The organism is Gammaproteobacteria bacterium, from assembly GCA_019911805.1.
Classification (GTDB): domain Bacteria; phylum Pseudomonadota; class Gammaproteobacteria; order Thiohalobacterales; family Thiohalobacteraceae; genus JAHJQQ01.
On record JAIOJV010000074.1, the window covers coordinates 20,255 to 38,299 of the forward strand.

Below are 18,045 nucleotides of genomic sequence, written 5' to 3' on the forward strand. Positions count from 1 at the left end.
GCAACAATTCCGTCCACCGCGTGATTCCCCCGCCAATTCAAAAGGTTCTCATGAGCGTTACGATCAAGACCGGCGACGAGATCGAGAAGATGCGCACGGCCGGCCGGCTGGCCGCCGAGGTGCTGCAGATGATCCGCCCCTACGTGAAGGCCGGCGTCTCCACCGCGGAACTGGACCGCATCTGCCACGACTACATCGTCGACCAGCAGCAGGCGATCCCCGCCCCGCTCAACTACCGCGGCTTCCCGCGCTCGATCTGCACGTCGATCAATCACCAGATCTGCCACGGCATCCCCGGCGACCGGGTGCTGAAGAACGGCGCCATCCTCAACATCGACATCACCGTGATCAAGGACGGCTTCCACGGCGATACCAGTCGCATGTTCCTGATCGGCGAACCCTCGGTGCAGGCCAAGCGCCTGTGCAAGGTCTGCTACGAGGCCATGGCGCTGGGCATCCGCATGGTGCGCCCGGGGATGCGCCTGGGTGACATCGGCCACGCCATCCAGAGACACGTCGAGGCGGCAAACTTCTCCGTGGTCCGCGAATACTGTGGTCACGGTCTGGGCCGGGAATTCCACGAGGAGCCGCAGGTGCTGCATTACGGCAGACCCGGCACCGGCATGGAACTGGTGCCCGGCATGACCTTCACCATCGAGCCCATGATCAACGCCGGCAAGCGCGATACCAAGATGCTGCCGGACGGCTGGACGGTGGTGACCAAGGACCACAGCCTGTCTGCCCAGTGGGAACACACCGTGCTGGTGACCGCTACCGGCTACGAGGTCCTGACCCTGGGGCCGGACGAGTCGCTGGACCACATGCCGCTGCTCCCATGAGCCTGCCGGACGGTGCCGTCAACACGAGTACCGCCGCCGTTCCGGCACCGCCCATCCTGGACGACCTCTGCGACACGGCCGTGCTGGACGCGGCACTCGCCGCCGGCGGCGGCCTGCTGCCCCTGCTGCGCAGTGCGCTGCGCGACGGCAGCCGCGCCCTGCGCGAGCACTTCCGCCGCCAGATCCCGGCCGACCGTCTCGTCTACAGCCGCGCCTGGCTGATCGACCAGCTGCTGGCCCGCGCCTGGCACTGGACGTTGCAGGCCGATGCCGACCGTCTGGCCCTGGTCGCGGTCGGCGGCTATGGCCGCGGCGAGTTGCTGCCCCATTCGGACATCGATCTGCTCATCCTGCTGCCGGATCACGAGACTGCCGCACTGACCGGCCGCCTCGAGGCCTTCCTGACCCTGCTGTGGGACATCGGCCTGGAGGTCGGGCACAGCGTGCGTACCGTGGACGACTGTGTACGCGAGGGCGAGCGCGACATCACGGTTGCGACCAATTTCGTCGAGGCCCGGCTGCTGGCCGGTGCCGCGCCCCTGTTCGAGGCCATGCGCGAGGCCACCGGTCCGGAACGCATCTGGACCGGCGCCGGCTTCTTCGAGGCCAAACTCAAGGAACAGGTCGCGCGTCACCACAAGTTCCACGACACCGCCTACAACCTCGAACCCAACATCAAGGAGAGCCCCGGCGGCCTGCGCGACATCCAGATGATCGGCTGGGTCGCCAAGCGCCACTTCGGCGTCGACACCCTGCACGATCTGGTGACCCACCATTTTCTCACCGAGCACGAGTACCGCACTCTCAGCGCCGGTCAGACGGCCCTGTGGCGCATTCGCTTCGCCCTCCACGATCTCACCGGCCGGCGTGAGGATCGTATCCTGTTCGACCACCAGCGCACCCTGGCCGAATTGCTGGGTTACCCGCAGGGCGAACGGCCGAATCAGGCGATCGAGCAGTTCATGAAGGATTATTACCGCACGGTATTCGAACTGAACCGCCTGAACGAAATGCTGTTGCAGCTCTTCCAGGAGGCGATCCTGTACGCCGACGATCCCGGCGAACCCGTACCCATCAATACGCGCTTCCAGGCACGCAAGGGCTTCATCGAGGCGCTCGATGAGCACATCTTCGTGCACCACCCGTTCGCCCTGCTGGAGATCTTCCTGCTGCTCGCGCAGCACCCAGAGTTGAAGGGCGTGCGGGCGGCGACCATCCGCCTGATCCGCGACCATCGCCACCTGATCGACGACGACTTCCGCAACGATCTGCGCACCCGCAGCATCTTCATGGAGATCCTGCGGCAGCCGCGCGGCGTCTGGCACGAGCTGCAGCGCATGAACCGCTACGGCATCCTGGCCGCCTACCTGCCGGTATTCGGCCGCATCGTCGGGCAGATGCAGTACGATCTGTTCCACGTCTACACCGTCGACGAGCATTCACTGTTCGTGCTGCGCAATCTGCGGCGCTTCGCGGTGCCGGAGTATGCACACGAGTTCCCGCTGTGCAGTGAGTTGATGGCAAATCTGCCCAGGCAGGAACTGTTGCTGCTGGCCGGGCTGTTCCATGATATCGCCAAGGGGCGCGACGGCGACCACTCCGAACTGGGTGCCGAAGAGGCCGTCGCCTTCTGCGATCACCACGGCCTCAGCCAGCACGATACCCAGCTGGTCGCGTGGCTGGTGCGCAACCATCTGCTGATGTCGACCACGGCGCAGCGCCGCGACATCAGCGACCCGGCCGTGATCAACGACTTCGCCCGGCAGATGCTGACGCGCACACGGCTCGATTATCTGTACCTGCTGACGGTCGCGGACATCCGCGCCACCAGTCCCGGTCTGTGGAACTCCTGGAAGAACGCCCTGCTGCTGGAGCTGTACAACGTCGCCGCCGAGGCCCTCGCGCGTGGCCTGGACAAGCCGCTCGAACAGGACGAGTTCATCGCCGAGACGCGCAGCGAGGCGCACCAGCTGCTGCTGGAGCAGGGGCTCGCCGCTGCGGACATCGAGGCGATCTGGCGGGACCTGGGTGAAGACTACTTCCTGCGCCACACCCCCGATGAGATCGCCTGGCATGCGCACTGCATCGACCGCCACGGCAGGCGCGACACACCGCTGGTCGAGCTGCGCCACAGCCCCGAGCGCGGCGGTACGGAGGTGTTCATCTACACCCGCACCAACGATACGCTGTTCGAGCGCACCACCGCCCTGCTCGACCAGCTCGGCCTGGACATCCACGACGCGCGCATCACCACCGCCCGCAACGGGTATGTCCTGGACACCTACCTGATCCTCGACGGGTCCGGCACACCCATCCGGGGCGCTGCCCAGCTGCGCGAGATCGTCGCCCGCATCACCCGTGAACTCAGCCGCCAGGACGGCGAGCGTCCGCGCGTCACCCGCCGCCCGCCCGGACGTTTCCGGCATTTCGATATTCCGACCCAGATCAGCTTCGGTGTCGACGCACCCAACCAGCGCACCGTGCTCGAACTGATCACCGGCGACCGGCCCGGGCTGCTGTCGGCGGTCGGTCGCGCCTTCAGCGCCTGCGGTATCCGCCTGCAGAACGCCCGCATCGCCACCTTCGGTTCACGTGCCGAGGACGTGTTCTACATCACCGACACCCACAACCGGCCGCTGCAATCGCCCGAGCAGTTCGAGTGCCTGCGCACGCAACTGCACGAGAGCCTGCATAGCGCCGACGACGGCACGGGCTGAAACACCGAAAACATCATTGGCCACGGAAGCACACGGAAATACACGGAATGTAAAACCCGTCGTGGCCTGACACCGGTAGGAGCGACATTCCTGCCACGATCCCGGCAGGTCACGCGCCCAATCCAATCGCGCCAGGAATGGCGCTCCTACATCAGAAACCCTGCTGTGTCGCCCGCCCCCAATCACTGCGTGTTTCGCCATAAGAATTTCTTCGTGTCCTTCGTGTCCTTCGTGGTGAAAGGAATTGAGTATCAACAGCAAAGAGCAGGCATGAACGACTACCGCATCCGGGCGTAGGTCGAACCCTTACAGACTGGCCATTGCACCACGAAGGACACGAAGGAATAATCATTGCAGAACCGGCCTGTCGATCAGGCTCGGTTGCACTTGCATCGAAATGCATTTGGCCACGGAACCACACGGAATGTAGAACCCGCCGCATCCCCGCCTTCCGTGTTTTTCCGTGTGCTTCCGTGGCCAAAATGGGTTTTATCTGTGCTTTCTGCACGTTCCGTGGCTGAGTTGAGCTTGTCCAGGATAATGCAGAGCGGCCCGGCGGGCCGTGCGGCTCACCCCACCTCGACGTCGGCCGAGAACAGATAGCCTTCGCCCCAGATCGTCCGGATATACTCCGGCTCGCTGGGGTCGTCTTCGATCTTCTGCCGCAGCCGTGACACGCGCACATCGATGCTGCGATCGTACGGCGTGCGATCATGCCGCTTCAGGAGATCCATGAGCTGATCCCGACTGAGCACGCGGTTGCAGTTTTCGATGAAGACGCAGAGCAGTTTGAATTCGGCATTGGTAAGCTCGATTTTCTCTCCAGCCCGCACCAGGGCGTGCGCCCCCGTATCCAAGGTGAACGGCCCGAAATGATAGCGTGGCGCGTGCGCGGCCACGCTCACACGGATCTCGTGCGTCCGCCGGCTGCGCCGTACCGTCGCGCGGATACGCGCCACCAGTTCTCCCGGATTGAAGGGCTTGGCGATATAGTCGTCCGCGCCGATATCGAGCCCGATGATCCGCTCGATGTCATCGCCCTTGTGCGACAGGATCAGGGCCGGGAGCGCATGCTCGAACATCACCCGCCGGGCAATGGAAAGCCCGTCTTCGCCCGGCAGCCGGACATTCAGGACCACCAGATCGAAACGTTCACGACTCAGATGCCGGTCCATCCCCGTCCCGTCCGCGGCACATTGGACCTCGAAGCCCGCCTCCTCGAGATAATGCCGGGCGAGCCTGATCAGATTCGGGTCATCGTCGACCACCAGTACCCGCAGCTTTGCCTGGCTGACCCGAGAAAGACTAGACGTGTCCATTGCTCATTCCCATCGATGCCGTCGTCAGTCGGGCGCCGCCAACAGCTACCAAAATCCACCTGTATCCGCTGCTGCCCGCCGCGCGGATCGCGCCCCGTGACACCGGCCTGCCCTGCTGCCCACTGACGTCAATGGCTGTAGGTGAACTGGAGGGTGACGATGTTGGCGCCGAAGTTGCTCTTGACCTCCTCGGTGCTCCCCGTCCTGATCCCGGTCAGCTCATTCTCGAAGGCGCGCATGTACGATGCCGTCAGCGTCCCGTGCTCGGAGATCCGATAGCTGAGGCCGCCGCTCAGGTGATGCTCGATGATCCCGTTGATGCCCGGGTTGTCACCGATATCCTCGGGACCCATTGGCGACTTGCCATAGTTGTAGCCCATCATCAGGTCCAGCCGCGGGGTGGCCTTGTAATTGACGCCCAGGGCATAGACCCACTGATCGTCCCAGCCCAGATCGAGTTCGACGCGGTCGGGGCTGTACTGATCCTGCAGGACCAGGGTGTCGCGCACTGCACTGAAATTGATCCACTTGACGTCGAACTCGATCTGCAGCTTGTCGGTCGGTTCTATCGACAGGCCCACGGCCATGCTCTGCGGGTCCTGGAAATCCAGCTTGTACTTCTGTGGTGTCCGCGGGCAGGTGTCGCAGCCGGGCAGAGTGTTTTCCAGGCCCTTGGTGAATTCGTAGGGCTGGTTATTGGTCTCCGCGTTATAGTTCAGGCCGAGCATGACGCCCGGCGCGAGCCGGTAGGTCAAGCCCGTCCCCCACACGAATCCGGTGGTGAAATCCGTCGGCGCCCGGAAGGCCGGCGCGTCGACCGAGAACATGCCGACGGTCATGTGTGTCGTCAGGCCGATCGCCAGCCGGTCGGTGACCAGATACGAAAAAGATGGCCCCATCCGCAACGACTGCAGGGCTGCGACCACCGGACCGTCGGTGCCCGGGTAGATGCTGTAGGCACCCACCGGATAATCCACGCCGCCGCCCGCGATCGCGTAGGCCCCGACACTGATGCGTACCTGTTCCGGAAAGAAATCGCTCTTGAACGCGAAGGCACCGGTGGCCAGCACGAACAGGTCGTTCTCGCTGTCGACATCGTTGAGTTGGCGTTGCGGGTTCGACGCACTCAGATTCACGTCGAAGCGGATGGCGTCCACGCCGAGATCGAGAAATGCGATACCGGCCGGATTGGTCAATCCGGTGGTCGCGTCCTGGGACTTCGCCACCACGGCACCCCCCATGGCGTTGGCCCGTCCACTGAAGGCGACCTGTTGATCACCGTTCGCGGCCCAGACCGGGCCGACCAGAAGAGACACCCCCGCAGATGCAAAGACGATTCCGAGCGACGTACGGATACGATGTACCATACCTACCCCCCTTGATTTTATATCGTTGTTCTCGTTCCCCCGACACGACATCGATGCAGCACCGATGGTCCCCGGCCGGTTGGACGCCCCCTCTTCGCTGCGCACCCGTCCGGTCTTAATACCCCCGTAGGCTATCAGGCAGCTATTTCCAAAGCGTTTCCGAATGCCGGGAGAATATTACAGGGTGTTACGTGCGGTTTCTGCAGGCAGGATACCTGCGCGCGTGTCTGCGTGCAGGTATTGAGCAAGCCGTGGCTTGGGCGTGGCGCCGAAAATTATTTTTGTTAGCCACGGAAGCACACGGAAAAACACGGAAAAAATACGGACCAGAGCAGAGGCTTTACACTACCGCTCACAACATCTGTCCAGTGCTGGGGCAGGGCGGCGTGGTGCGGTTTTATTTCAGTATCTTCCGTGTGTTTCCGTGTGCTGCCGTGGCCAACGCGACTTGCAGATGAAGCGGTGCTACCCGCTTGGGCGCCCGCGGCCCCGACATGCGGGCCGCGGGCGCGATGCATCATTCACTCGCGGCTGTCGCGACGCAGCCTGCAGTACGGCCGCCCGACACCCAGCCAGGCCAGGAACAGCAGCACCAGCAGCCATTCGCCGGCACGGCCGTGACCGCCGCCGGCACCGAGGCTGCAGCCACCACCGCCGCTGTCCGTGAAGTCGAAGCCGGCGCGCACGTCGTTGCCCAGGGCCACCGGGTCGACGATCAACCCGTTCACCAAACCGTCGGCATCGGTCACCGGATCGCCGTCCGTGACCACAATCTCGAGCGTGCGGTCGTCGATACGGGTCCACAGCGACGAGGGCAGGATGGAAAACGCCCCGTTGCCGTCGATCTTGTACACGACCAGGTTGGTCGGGAACTCAAGCGAGAAGCGCATCTGTACCCGGACCGTCCCGCCGAGCGGTGCGGTCGTGGCATAGCCAATGGCGCCATGGGCGAAGACGACGTCAGGCGGACCACCCGTGGGGGTGGTCACAGCCACCCTGGAGAGATGCTGCCCCGGCTCGGTGGTGAGCGTCACGGTGCCGCCGACGGCCGGGATCCGCAGCCCGCTGGCGATCTGGTCGTTCAGCGCATCGGCCCCCGGCTCCAGTGCATCGATGACGCCATCGCCGTCGCTGTCGAGCGGATTGTTCATGTCTCCGCCGATTTCATCGACATCCGAGTCGCCGTCCCCGTCCGTGTCGCCGTTGGCCACGAAGGGATCGAGACCCAGCACCCGCGCGTCCGCGTCCGACAGTCCGTCCCCATTGCTATCGGTGTCGGCGTCCTGGGCGGTGCCGTCCATCACGATCCCCACCGGCAGGGGCAGCACGCCGGGCAGTGTCGTTCCAGGGACGTTGTTGTTGTCGGCGTCCAGGGTGGTGACGGTCAAGGTGCCGTTGGCCTCGGTGATCCGCCAGGTCGTCGTGGTGGTGCCGGGGCCCTTGTCGCCGATCATGATGGTGTAGGTCGCCGTATAGGTGCCGTCGGCGTTGCGCTGCAGTGGCGTCGGCGCGGGCGTGATGATGTAGCCGACGCCGGTCGTCAGGTCCGCATTGGTGAGCATCACCGTACCGGCATCGAAATCGAAGTCCCACAGGATGCTCGGCCCGACCGGCAGGCTGGTGCCCAGGACGGTGCCGGAGGTGGCGTTCCACAGGGTCATCTGATAGGCCCCGACGTAACGCCCGGTGAAACCGGCGACCGGCGCCGTGCCGCTGCCCGACAGTGCGACCGTGACCGAGGCCTCGTCCGGGTCGTCCGAGAGGATGGTCAGCGTCGCCGCCTTGGCTGCGGCCGTCGCCGGGGTGAAGCTCACGGTGATCGTACACGTGGCCCCGGTGGCGAGGGTGGTGCAGTTGCTAGTCTGTCCGAACTCCGCCATGTCGGCACCCGACAGCTGGATCGATCCGATGGTCAGGGGGTTGCCGCCCTGGTTGGATACCATGATGTCCTGGGTCGCGCTGTTGCCCAAGACCACCGCGCCGAAGGCGACCGTCGGGGTGGCAAGCGCGATGTCCGGATCAGGCCCCACGCCCGTGCCCTGCACGGTCACGGTCACGCTCGCTTCGTCGGGGTCGTCCGAGGGGATGTCGAAGGTATCGCTGAACGGGCCCTCGGTGGTCGGTGCGAACCGCACGCTGATGTTGCAGGAGCCGGACGGTACGATGGGCGCCACGCAGTCGCTGGCGTCCAGGATGCTGAAGGGGGCGGCCAGCGGATTGCCGGAGGCGATCGCGCCGAGCTGGAGAGCGGTGCCTCCCACATTGTGGACCACCAGGTCGATACTGGCCGGGGCCGCGGTTGAGACCAACCCGAAGTCTAGCGTGGGGGCCACGTCGATGTCCTGTTCGGAGCCGGCAGTGCCGTCCCACTGCAGATCGACGGGCAGTGCCAAGACACCCGCCAGCAGTGTCCCCGGATTGCCGTTGCCGTCGGTGTCCTGCGTCACGATGGTCAGGTTACCACCTACTTGGGTGATGTCCCAGGTGGTCGAGGTGGCACCGGGGGTGGTGCCGATAGTCACCGTGTATGAGCCGGTGTAGGTGCCGTTGCCGTTGTCGACCAGCGTGATCGGGCTGGTGGAATAGGGAAAGCTGACGCTCAACATGCCCGGATCGAAGCTGACGGTACCGGTGGTGAAATCCCAGACCCAGACGTTGGCCGGGTTGCCGGTACTGGTCCCCAACACACCTGCAGGCCCGTAGACGGTCAGCGAATGCGTACCCGCGTACTGCCCGGTGATGCCGGCGGTCCCCGCCTGGACTGCGCCCGCGCACATCAGCGCCACGAACAGCACCCACAAACGATTCATGTACCCCATGCCACTGCCCCCTAACGTCCCCATCGCAGCGGATCCTCGCAAGGATCGCAACGCCGGGTAATAAGTAATCGTGCCGGTCGCGGTGGTGGCGTGATACCCGGGACCAGCGGCCACAGCAGGCATCCACCCTCTCATTTTCCAGCGCCAGGACCGTGGAAGAACCGCGGTGGCCCGCGCCGGGCCGCGACAACACCCCTCAAAAACCAGTAAGCCCCATCGGATCGACAGGGCTTACTGGGTCAGTACATCATGACAATCGAACGCGCACGCTCAAGCCGCGACCTTGCGCTTGCGCGCCACCCCGACCAAACCCAACAGGCCGGAACCGAACAGCCAGACGGCGGCCGGCACGGGCACGGCGGACACCGCGCTGCCGTCCCACTGCAGGCTGATGGGCAGCGGCATAACACCCGCGAGCGTCGTTCCCGGTATCCCATTGCTATCGGTGTCCCACGTCGTAATCATCAGGCTGTTGCCCGACTGGGTGATGTCCCAGGTGGTCGAGGCGGTACCGGAGTTCGTGCCGATGCTGATACCGTAGGTACCGGTATAGGTGCCATTACCGTTGTCGACCAGCGCGATCGGGCCGGTGGAATACGGGAAGCCGATATTCAGTGCACCCGGGTCAAAACTTGCGGTACCGGCTGTAAAATCCCAGCTCCACAGATTATTGGGGTTGGTGGTGCTGGCCCCCAACACAGCGCCGGTGCCACCGTTCCACACGGTCAGCGAATAGGTACCCGTGTAATCACCGGTGATCCCGATCGTCCCGGCATTCACCGCCCCGATGTTGCCGACGGCGGCCGCCGCCAGTACTGCTAACGCAATTGTCGTCTTTTTCATTGTTGGATCCTCGCACTCAGCTGGTGGATTTGGTGGATGTCCCGATCTCCGGCAATACCCCCTCAAGGCATGCCGTTTCTTCCTTACGGGACCCACGCTAGCGCGCAGGTATGTGCGAAGTACTTCGGAAGTGTATCAATTGGTACAAAAATGGTAACCGGTGGTGCCGCCATCAGACTGACGGATGGCGACGCCGCACGATCCCGGGTTCAGTCGCGCGCCTGCAGGCGCGCCGCCCAATAGGCCGCGAGGATGATCAGGCCGCCGCCGAGCCATTCCCGCGTGTGGATCACCTCCTCGGTCAGCAGACTGGACGACACGGCGCCCGCCACCAGCTCGAATAGCAGGATCACCGCCGAGCGGTGCACCGGCATGTGGGTCACACCGTACTGGACAGAGAGCGTCATGACGACGATGCCGATCGCACCCAGCGCCAGCGCCCCCAGCCAGACGCCGGTGCCGACGTGTGGGAGTGCGAACCCGCCGGTCAGCGCCAGCCAGACTGCGGCGATCGCCAGCACCCCCAGCCAGCTCACCACCGTCTTTACCGGCACCGATACCCGCTGCACCCGCCGCACCATGACGTTGCTGAGGGCGAAGGCGAGGCCCGACGAGACCGCCAGCCAGTCACCGGGCCCGCTCGGCCAGGGCGTGCCGATGGCCGGGTCCCACAGCATGATCAGCGCGCCGGCCAACGCCAGGCCGAAGACCCCGACCACCCGGCGGGTGAAGCGCTCCCCCAGGAGCAGCCAGGCCAGCAGCACGGCCCAGATGGGCGAGAGATAGAACAGCAGCAGCACGCGCATCACGGTGCCTTCCAGCACTGCCAGGATGAAGGCCACGTTGCACCAGCCCGCGGCCAGCGCCAGCACCAGCAGTGCACCCGGTTGCAGACGCAGCTCACCGCAGCGCCGCGCCAGCGGCACGAACCCGGGCAGCAGGGCCGCCGCGTAGATCACCAGCGTCGTCCACAGCCCCCCCAGGCCGGCCGTCTCCAGCAGGCGCAGCGGATACCAGATCACGCCCCACAGGGTCGCGGCGAGCAGCAGGCTGAAGACCGGTAAGACGGCGGCGGGTTTCGTCAAGGTCAGGGCTTCCCGTATACTCGCGGCTCTTTGGACGACCGGCCGCAGGATAGTGGGTTTGCCGCCGCGCTGCAGCCCACCGCACGCGGTACCCCGGCGCAGCCGCGGCCGCGCCTCAGTCGAGTACTGTGCACCATCCCATGAATCCCGATCTGCAGCGCCTGCTCCCCTACCCGTTCGAGCGCCTGGCCAGACTCAAGGCCGGAGTCACACCCCCGGCCGCGCTGACGCACATCAACCTGTCGATCGGCGAACCCACGCACCCGCCGCCACACTTCGTGGCCGAGCAGTTGATCAGCCACCTGCACGGTCTGGCGAACTATCCGCTGACGCGCGGCAGTGACGCGCTACGCGCGGCCATGGCCGCATGGCTCACGCGGCGTTTCGCCCTGCCCGCCGGCAGCATCGACCCCGCGCGCCATCTGCTGCCGGTCAACGGCACGCGCGAGGCGCTGTTCGCCATCGCCCAGACCGTGATCGACCGCAGCCGTGCGCCGCGGGTGGTGCTGCCCAACCCCTTTTATCAGATCTACGAAGGCGCCGCCCTGCTCGCCGGCGCCGAGCCCTGGTTCCACAACACCACCGCCGCGACCGGTTACCGGCCGGACTTCGGTACCGTGCCGGCCGCGATCTGGGAGCGCTGTCAGCTCGTCTACATCTGCACGCCCGGCAACCCCAGCGGCGCGGTGCTGGACACCGCCACCTTGCAGCAGTTGATCGAGCTCGCCGACCGCCACGACTTCGTGATCGCCTCGGACGAGTGCTATGCGGAGCTCTATCCGGACGAGGCCGCCGCGCCGACCGGACTGCTGGCCGCGGCCGCGACCCTGGGCCGCACCGACTACCGCCGCTGCGTGGTATTCCACAGTCTGTCGAAGCGCTCCAATCTGCCGGGGCTGCGCTCCGGCTTCGTCGCCGGCGATGCGGACCTCATGGCGGTCTTCCTGCGCTATCGCACCTACCACGGTTGTGCCATGCCGCCGGCCACCCAGGCCGCCAGCCTCGCCGCCTGGCAGGACGAGGCGCACGTACGCGACAACCGCGAACGCTACCGGCAGAAGTTCGCCGCCGTGCTGCGGACCCTGGAGGGTCTCGGGGACGGTGTGCTGGACGTGAGCATGCCCGACGCCGGCTTCTACCTGTGGGCGCGCACACCCATCGACGACACCGAGTTCGCACGTGGCCTGTTCGCGCAACACAACGTCACCGTCCTGCCCGGCAGCTACCTGTCACGCGATGCCCACGGCATCAACCCCGGCCGCGACCACGTGCGCATGGCCCTGGTCGCCCCACTGGAGGACTGCGCCGAGGCCGCGCAGCGCATCCGGGCGTATGTCGAGAGCTTATAGATTGGTCATTTCACCACAAAGGACACAAAGGACACGAAGAAATTTGATGCGAGTGCAACCGAGCCTGATCAGTAGACCGGTTTTGCAATGAATATTCCTTCGTGCCCTTCGTGTCCTTCGTGGTTAACAGAACTGAGTATCAACAGCAAAGAGCAGGCATGAACGACCAGCCCATCCGGGCGTATGGCGAAAGCGTATAGATTGGCCATTTCACCACAAAGGACACAAAGGACACGAAGAAATTTGATGCGAGTGCAACCGAGCCTGATCGGTAGACCGGTTTTGCAATGAATATTCCTTCGTGTCCTTCGTGGTTAACAGAATTGAGTATCAACAGCGGAGATCGAAGATGAACGACATCCAGGCCATCATCGAAGAGGCGTTCGAGCGTCGTGCCGATATCACGCCGCGCAGCGTCGAGCCGCACGTCAAGGAGGCGGTGTCGGAGGCGATCGAGCGGCTCGATGCCGGTCAGGTGCGTGTCGCCGAGAAGATCGACGGTACGTGGGTGGTGCACCACTGGCTGAAGAAGGCCGTGCTGCTGTCGTTCCGTATCGAGGACAACGACTTCATGAAGGGCGGCTTCACCAACTACTACGACAAGGTGCCGTCCAAGTACGCCGACTACAACTCACGTCAGTTCCGTGAATCCGGGGTGCGCGTGGTGCCACCGGCGGCGGCCCGCAAGGGCGCCTACATCGCGCCGGGCGCCGTGCTCATGCCCTCCTACATCAACATTGGTGCCTACGTCGACGCTGGCACCATGGTCGACACCTGGGCGACGGTCGGCTCCTGTGCACAGATCGGCAAGAACGTACACCTGTCCGGCGGTGTCGGCATCGGCGGTGTGCTGGAGCCGGTACAGGCCGCACCCACCATCATCGAGGACAACTGCTTCATCGGCGCGCGCTCCGAGGTCGTCGAGGGCGTGATCGTCGAGGCGGGCGCGGTGATCTCCATGGGTGTATACATCGGTCAGAGCACCAGGATCTACGACCGCGAGAGCGGCGAAGTGCTCTACGGCCGGGTCCCCGCCGGCTCGGTGGTGGTGTCCGGCAACCTGCCCTCCAAGGACGGCACGTACAGCCTGTATTGCGCGGTGATCGTGAAGAAGGTCGACGAGAAGACCCGTGGCAAGGTCGGCATCAACGAGCTGCTGCGCGGGATCTGAACCCAAGGGTTCGACATACGCCCGGATGCGCTGGTCGTTCATGCCTGCTGTCTGCTGTTGATACTCAATTCCTTTCACCACGAAGGACACGAAGGACACGAAGAAATTCTTATGGCGAAATACGCAGTGATTGGACTGGGCAGGCGACCTGCCGGGATTGCGGCAGGAATGCCGCTCCTACAGGGGTCAGGCCAGGATGGGTTTTACATTCGATGTGGTTTCGTGGCCAAATACATTTCGATGCGAGTGCAACCGAGCCCGATCGACAACCCGGTTCTGCAATGATTATCCCTTCGTGTCCTTCGTGTCCTTCGTGGTGAAATAACCAATCTGGGGACCCGACCGAAACCCTGGTCGCGATGCAACCGGGGTTTGCTCAACCGAGCACCCGTGCCTCGAGTGCGGGCAGTGCACCGCGCAGCAGGCGCTGAATGGCGCCGGCCGGCATCGGGCGGCTGAAGTAGTAGCCCTGCGCCTCGTTGCAGACGTGCTCGCGCAGGAAGCGCAGCTGGTATTCCGTCTCCACACCTTCGGCCATCACCTTCATATTCAGGCTGTGGCCCAGCGCGATGACCGTGCGGGCGATGGCGGCGCCGTCCCGCTTGTCGACATCGCGCACGAAGGACTGGTCCAGTTTGATCTTGCTGACGGGGAAGCGCGTCAGGTAGCTGAGCGAGGAATACCCCGTACCGAAATCGTCCACGGCGATCTGCACACCCAACGCGTGCAGGTGCCGCAGGGTGTCGATGGTCGTGTGTACGTCACGCATGATCAGGCTCTCGGTCAGCTCGACCTCCAGCCAGCAGGGCTCCAGACCACTCTCGATGAGCGCGGCAGTGATGGTGTCGAGCAGGTTGCGATGCCGGAACTGTACGGCCGAGAGATTGATGGCCACACGCACCGGCGGCAGGCCGGCGTCCTGCCAGGCGCGAGCCTCACGGCAGGCGGTGCGCAGCACCCAGTCGCCGATGGGCATGATGAGGCCGCTGCTCTCCGCCACCGGGATGAATTCCGCCGGAGAGATCTCGCCACGGTCCGGGTGCCGCCAGCGCAGCAGTGCCTCCACACCGACGACCCTGCCGGTGGCGAGATCCAGCTGCGGCTGATAATGCAACCGGAACTGCTGCTCCTGCAGGGCCGTACGCAGATCGCGCTCCAGCGTGGCGCGCCGCTGAATGATGTCGTTGAGCTCCGCGACATAGAACTGGAAACGGTTGCGGCCCTCGCGTTTGGCCTTGTACATGGCCATGTCGGCGTTCTTCAGCAGCCCGTCGGCCTGAGCATCGTCGAAGGGATAGATGGTCATGCCGATCGAAGCGCCACTGTGGATCTCGTGCCCTTCGATGTGGAACGGTTCGCCGAGCAGGATCAGCAGACGCTCGGCCAGATCGGCCGCCACGTCCACCGTCTGTACACCCGTCTGGATGATGCCGAACTCGTCACCGCCGAAGCGCGCGACGGTGTCGTACTCCCGCATGCAGGAGCGGATACGCTGGGCGATCTCCTTCAGGAGCTGGTCGCCGACGGCATGGCCGAGGGTGTCGTTCACGTCCTTGAAGTCGTCGATGTCGACGAACATCACCGCGATCAGGGTATCCGAGCGCTTCGCCTGGGCCATGGCCTGCAACAGGCGGTCACGGAACAGCGCGCGGTTCGGCAGCCCCGTGAGCAGGTCGTAGTGCGCCAGATAATGTACCTGCGACTCGGCGTTGGCGCGCTCACTGATATCGCGTACCACCGCCAGGATCGACCGGACGTGCCCATCGCGGCCATACAGCGGCGCGGCATGCTGCTCGACGCGACGCCGACGCCCCTGCAGCCCGACGATCTCCATTTCCAGTATGACGGGCTCGCCGGCGAGGACGCGCAGGGTGGCGGCGCGCAGCCGCGCCTGGTGCTCGGCCGCGATGAACCGCTCCACCGATTGACCGATGACATTGGCGGGGTCGTCACTCTGCAACAGGGCCAGACCGGCGGGGTTGATCTCCAGGATGTGGCCTTCCAGATCGAGCAGCTTCACGCATTCGGGCTCGGTCTCGATGATCTTGCGCAACAGCTGCTCGCGCTCGTGCAGCCGGGCCTGCAGGCCGTGCAACTCGGTGACGTCCAGCCAGGAACCCACGGTCTCGCCGCCCCCCGGCCCATCCGCATGCAGACGGCGGTGGTCGCGCAGCCAGCGGTAGCCGTTCGTGGCCGGGCAGAAGAAACGGTATTCGCATTGCAGCTCGCCACGACGGGGCAGCTGGTCGAAGGTGGCGAGCACGCGGTCGCGATCGTCGGGATGGAGCTGCCCCGTCCACCAGCCGGGGGTCAGCGCGTCCCGTGGATCGTGCCCCGTCATGCCGGCCAGATTACCGCTGATCCAGGTGAAGCGGCCGCCCCCGCCGCCCGCACCAGAGACGCTGGATGTACCAGGCACACCGGGCACGCCAGGCGCTGCGGATATGCGAAAATGCACCGTGGGGGCGGGGCCCAGGAGCCGTTCGAGCGGATCTCGGGGTAGCGCTGTCGGAATATTGTTCGGGGATCGGGGCATCGCGCGTCCGGCATCAGCTCGTGTCGTCGTCGTCTCGGGCCATCCGTGTGGCCGCACCCGGCCCGGCTGCGGCTCTCCCAGCCCAGGGTAGCGGCTAGCGATCCCATCGCTTTATTGAGATTCAACGGCTTTTCCACCACCGTCCGGTACGGGATACTAGCGGCCCGGTGGACCACAAAAATATGCAAGGACAATACAGTCCCATAGCGTTTACTTTAAAAACACTGACTTCAGCCACGGAAGCACACGGAAAAACACGGACAAGATCATATGCTTCACACGGCAGCCCATGTCACCCGCCAGGTGCTGGGGCAGAACTTCTGCGACATGGTTTCATTTCAGTGCCTTCCGTGTGCTTCCGTAGCAAATACGATTTTTGGTTTATGGGACAGCAGTGATGCAAGGGCATGAAATGCTGGTAAAACTTCATGGAATCTCCAACTGCGACAGTGTCCGGCGGGCACGCCGTTGGCTGGACGGGCAAGGCATCGCCTACCGCTTCCACGATTTCCGCAGGGACGGCCTCGACAGCGCACTTCTCGCCGCCTGGGCCGAACAGGCCGGCTGGGAGATCCTGCTCAACCGGAAAGGGACCACCTGGCGCCGCTTGCCGCCGGCGCAGCGCGCAGGGATCGACGCCCGCAGCGCCCGGGCCCTGATGCTGGCACAGCCGACCCTGATCAAGCGCCCGGTCCTGGAGGTCGACGGGCACCTCGAGGTCGGTTTCGACGCCGACCGTTATCACACCCTGTTCAAAGGCTGACCCCATGTCCCCCACCCTGGAACTCGCCCGCGCGCTGATCGCACGGCCCTCCGTGACCCCCGACGACCAGGGCTGCCAGCAGCTCATCGGCGCCCGCCTGGCTGCGCTCGGCTTCACACTGGAGCCCATGAACTCTGGCGCGGTGACCAATCTCTGGGCGCGGCGCGGAACGGCAGGCCCGCTGCTCGCCTTCGCCGGCCACACCGACGTGGTGCCCCCCGGCCCGGAAAACGCCTGGACGTCCCCGCCTTTCCGGCCGGAGGTCCGCGCCGGGCTGCTCTACGGCCGTGGTGCCGCTGACATGAAGGGCAGCATCGCCGCCATGGTCACCGCCTGCGAACGCTTTCTCGCCGAGCATCCCGATCATCGTGGCACACTGGCGTTTCTCATCACCAGCGACGAGGAAGGTAGCGCCACCGAGGGCACGGTCAAGGTCATCGAGACCCTGGAGGCACGCAACGAGAAGATCGACTGGTGCCTGGTCGGTGAGCCATCCAGCGTCGAACAGGCCGGTGATGTGGTGAAGAACGGCCGCCGCGGCTCACTGTCCGGCACGCTGAGCGTGCGCGGCGTGCAGGGCCATGTCGCCTATCCGCAGCTGGCCGACAACCCGGTGCACCGCGCCCTGCCGGCGCTCGCGGAACTCGCGGCCGCGGTCTGGGACGATGGCAACGAGTTCTTCCCGCCAACCACCTTGCAGATATCCAATATCCAGGCGGGAACCGGGGCGACCAACGTCATCCCCGGCACGCTGGAGGTCCTGTTCAACTTCCGTTATTCCACCGCGAGCAGCGAGGCCAGCCTGAGGCAGCGCGTGCACACCCTGCTCGACCGGCATGGCCTCGAGTATCGGCTCGATTGGTTCCATTCCGGCGGGCCCTTCCTGACCCCTGCCGGCGCCCTGGTCGACGCCGTACGCGTCGCGATACGCACGGTCACCGGCCTGGAGACGGAACTGTCCACCAGCGGCGGCACCTCCGATGGCCGCTTCATCGCCCCCACCGGTGCCCAGGTGGTCGAACTCGGCCCCGTGAACGCGACCATTCACAAGGTGAACGAGTGCGTCGCCGTGGACGAACTGGAGCGGCTCACACGAATATACGAAGGCGTGCTCCGACAACTGCTCGCCTAGGAACCTGTCGGACTTGGGGCAGATCCACTGCACCGGTGGGATAGCCCAAGTCCGACGGGCACCCAGCGAAACTCCGTTTGATCAACGTAGTCGACACCGAGGTGC

At 64.8% G+C, this 18,045-nt stretch carries 12 protein-coding genes; 6 read left to right on the forward strand and 6 right to left on the reverse strand.

Annotated elements, in window-relative coordinates; translation table 11 throughout:
- The first annotated feature begins 50 nt into the window (after positions 1-50).
- On the forward strand, positions 51-839 hold the full coding sequence (gene map, locus K8I04_07925; GenBank protein MBZ0071638.1) for a type I methionyl aminopeptidase: 789 nt from the start codon (positions 51-53) through the stop codon (positions 837-839).
- The gene (gene glnD, locus K8I04_07930) at positions 836-3,556 is read left to right on the forward strand and encodes a [protein-PII] uridylyltransferase (protein ID MBZ0071639.1); all 2,721 of its coding nucleotides are present in this window, start codon (positions 836-838) and stop codon (positions 3,554-3,556) included. The genes map and glnD overlap by 4 nt, the downstream gene beginning before the upstream one ends.
- A 569-nt stretch (positions 3,557-4,125) precedes the next feature.
- Here glnD and K8I04_07935 read toward each other — a convergent pair.
- The 5 genes from K8I04_07935 to K8I04_07955 form a co-directional block, all read right to left on the reverse strand.
- Positions 4,126-4,875 (reverse strand): winged helix-turn-helix domain-containing protein, encoded by a 750-nt coding sequence (locus K8I04_07935; protein MBZ0071640.1) that lies wholly within the window; start codon positions 4,873-4,875, stop codon positions 4,126-4,128.
- Between the two features lie 128 nt (positions 4,876-5,003).
- Positions 5,004-6,242: an outer membrane protein transport protein gene (locus tag K8I04_07940; GenBank protein MBZ0071641.1), complete on the reverse strand. Its 1,239-nt coding sequence runs from the start codon at positions 6,240-6,242 to the stop codon at positions 5,004-5,006.
- Between the two features lie 521 nt (positions 6,243-6,763).
- Entirely contained in the window at positions 6,764-9,061 is a 2,298-nt protein-coding gene (locus tag K8I04_07945) for a choice-of-anchor D domain-containing protein (GenBank protein MBZ0071642.1), read from the reverse strand.
- A gap of 270 nt (positions 9,062-9,331) precedes the next feature.
- Positions 9,332-9,904 carry a VPLPA-CTERM sorting domain-containing protein gene (locus K8I04_07950; GenBank protein MBZ0071643.1) on the reverse strand — a complete coding sequence of 191 codons (573 nt, stop codon included), beginning with the start codon at positions 9,902-9,904 and terminating at the stop codon, positions 9,332-9,334.
- Positions 9,905-10,113: 209 nt separating this feature from the next.
- Positions 10,114-10,989 carry a DMT family transporter gene (locus tag K8I04_07955; protein ID MBZ0071644.1) on the reverse strand — a complete coding sequence of 292 codons (876 nt, stop codon included), beginning with the start codon at positions 10,987-10,989 and terminating at the stop codon, positions 10,114-10,116.
- A gap of 140 nt (positions 10,990-11,129) precedes the next feature.
- Here K8I04_07955 and dapC point away from each other — a divergent pair, with 140 nt between their 5' ends.
- Both dapC and dapD read left to right on the forward strand, forming a co-directional pair.
- Positions 11,130-12,338 carry a succinyldiaminopimelate transaminase gene (dapC, locus tag K8I04_07960; protein ID MBZ0071645.1) on the forward strand — a complete coding sequence of 403 codons (1,209 nt, stop codon included), beginning with the start codon at positions 11,130-11,132 and terminating at the stop codon, positions 12,336-12,338.
- Between the two features lie 349 nt (positions 12,339-12,687).
- Positions 12,688-13,509: a 2,3,4,5-tetrahydropyridine-2,6-dicarboxylate N-succinyltransferase gene (gene dapD, locus K8I04_07965; protein ID MBZ0071646.1), complete on the forward strand. Its 822-nt coding sequence runs from the start codon at positions 12,688-12,690 to the stop codon at positions 13,507-13,509.
- Between the two features lie 376 nt (positions 13,510-13,885).
- On the opposite strand, the gene K8I04_07970 is transcribed toward dapD, so the two are convergent.
- Positions 13,886-15,928: an EAL domain-containing protein gene (locus K8I04_07970; GenBank protein ID MBZ0071647.1), complete on the reverse strand. Its 2,043-nt coding sequence runs from the start codon at positions 15,926-15,928 to the stop codon at positions 13,886-13,888.
- A 529-nt stretch (positions 15,929-16,457) separates the two neighbouring features.
- On the opposite strand from K8I04_07970, the gene K8I04_07975 reads away from it, so the two are divergent.
- Together K8I04_07975 and dapE are read left to right on the forward strand one after the other, a co-directional pair.
- Complete coding sequence (locus K8I04_07975; protein MBZ0071648.1) at positions 16,458-16,808, forward strand: ArsC family reductase; 351 nt, start codon at positions 16,458-16,460, stop codon at positions 16,806-16,808.
- Positions 16,809-16,812: 4 nt separating this feature from the next.
- On the forward strand, positions 16,813-17,940 hold the full coding sequence (gene dapE, locus K8I04_07980) for a succinyl-diaminopimelate desuccinylase (protein MBZ0071649.1): 1,128 nt from the start codon (positions 16,813-16,815) through the stop codon (positions 17,938-17,940).
- The last annotated feature ends 105 nt before the right edge of the window (positions 17,941-18,045 follow it).

Excerpts from the sequence above, each read along its gene's own strand:
- map (MBZ0071638.1), top strand. The coding sequence starts at position 51 with ATGAGCGTTACGATCAAGACCGGCGACGAGATCGAGAAGATGCGCACG.
- glnD (MBZ0071639.1), top strand. The coding sequence starts at position 836 with ATGAGCCTGCCGGACGGTGCCGTCAACACGAGTACCGCCGCCGTTCCG.
- K8I04_07935 (MBZ0071640.1), bottom strand. The coding sequence starts at position 4,875 with ATGGACACGTCTAGTCTTTCTCGGGTCAGCCAGGCAAAGCTGCGGGTA.
- K8I04_07940 (MBZ0071641.1), bottom strand. The coding sequence starts at position 6,242 with ATGGTACATCGTATCCGTACGTCGCTCGGAATCGTCTTTGCATCTGCG.
- K8I04_07945 (MBZ0071642.1), bottom strand. The coding sequence starts at position 9,061 with ATGGGGTACATGAATCGTTTGTGGGTGCTGTTCGTGGCGCTGATGTGC.
- K8I04_07950 (MBZ0071643.1), bottom strand. The coding sequence starts at position 9,904 with ATGAAAAAGACGACAATTGCGTTAGCAGTACTGGCGGCGGCCGCCGTC.
- dapC (MBZ0071645.1), top strand. The coding sequence starts at position 11,130 with ATGAATCCCGATCTGCAGCGCCTGCTCCCCTACCCGTTCGAGCGCCTG.
- dapD (MBZ0071646.1), top strand. The coding sequence starts at position 12,688 with ATGAACGACATCCAGGCCATCATCGAAGAGGCGTTCGAGCGTCGTGCC.
- K8I04_07975 (MBZ0071648.1), top strand. The coding sequence starts at position 16,458 with ATGCTGGTAAAACTTCATGGAATCTCCAACTGCGACAGTGTCCGGCGG.
- dapE (MBZ0071649.1), top strand. The coding sequence starts at position 16,813 with ATGTCCCCCACCCTGGAACTCGCCCGCGCGCTGATCGCACGGCCCTCC.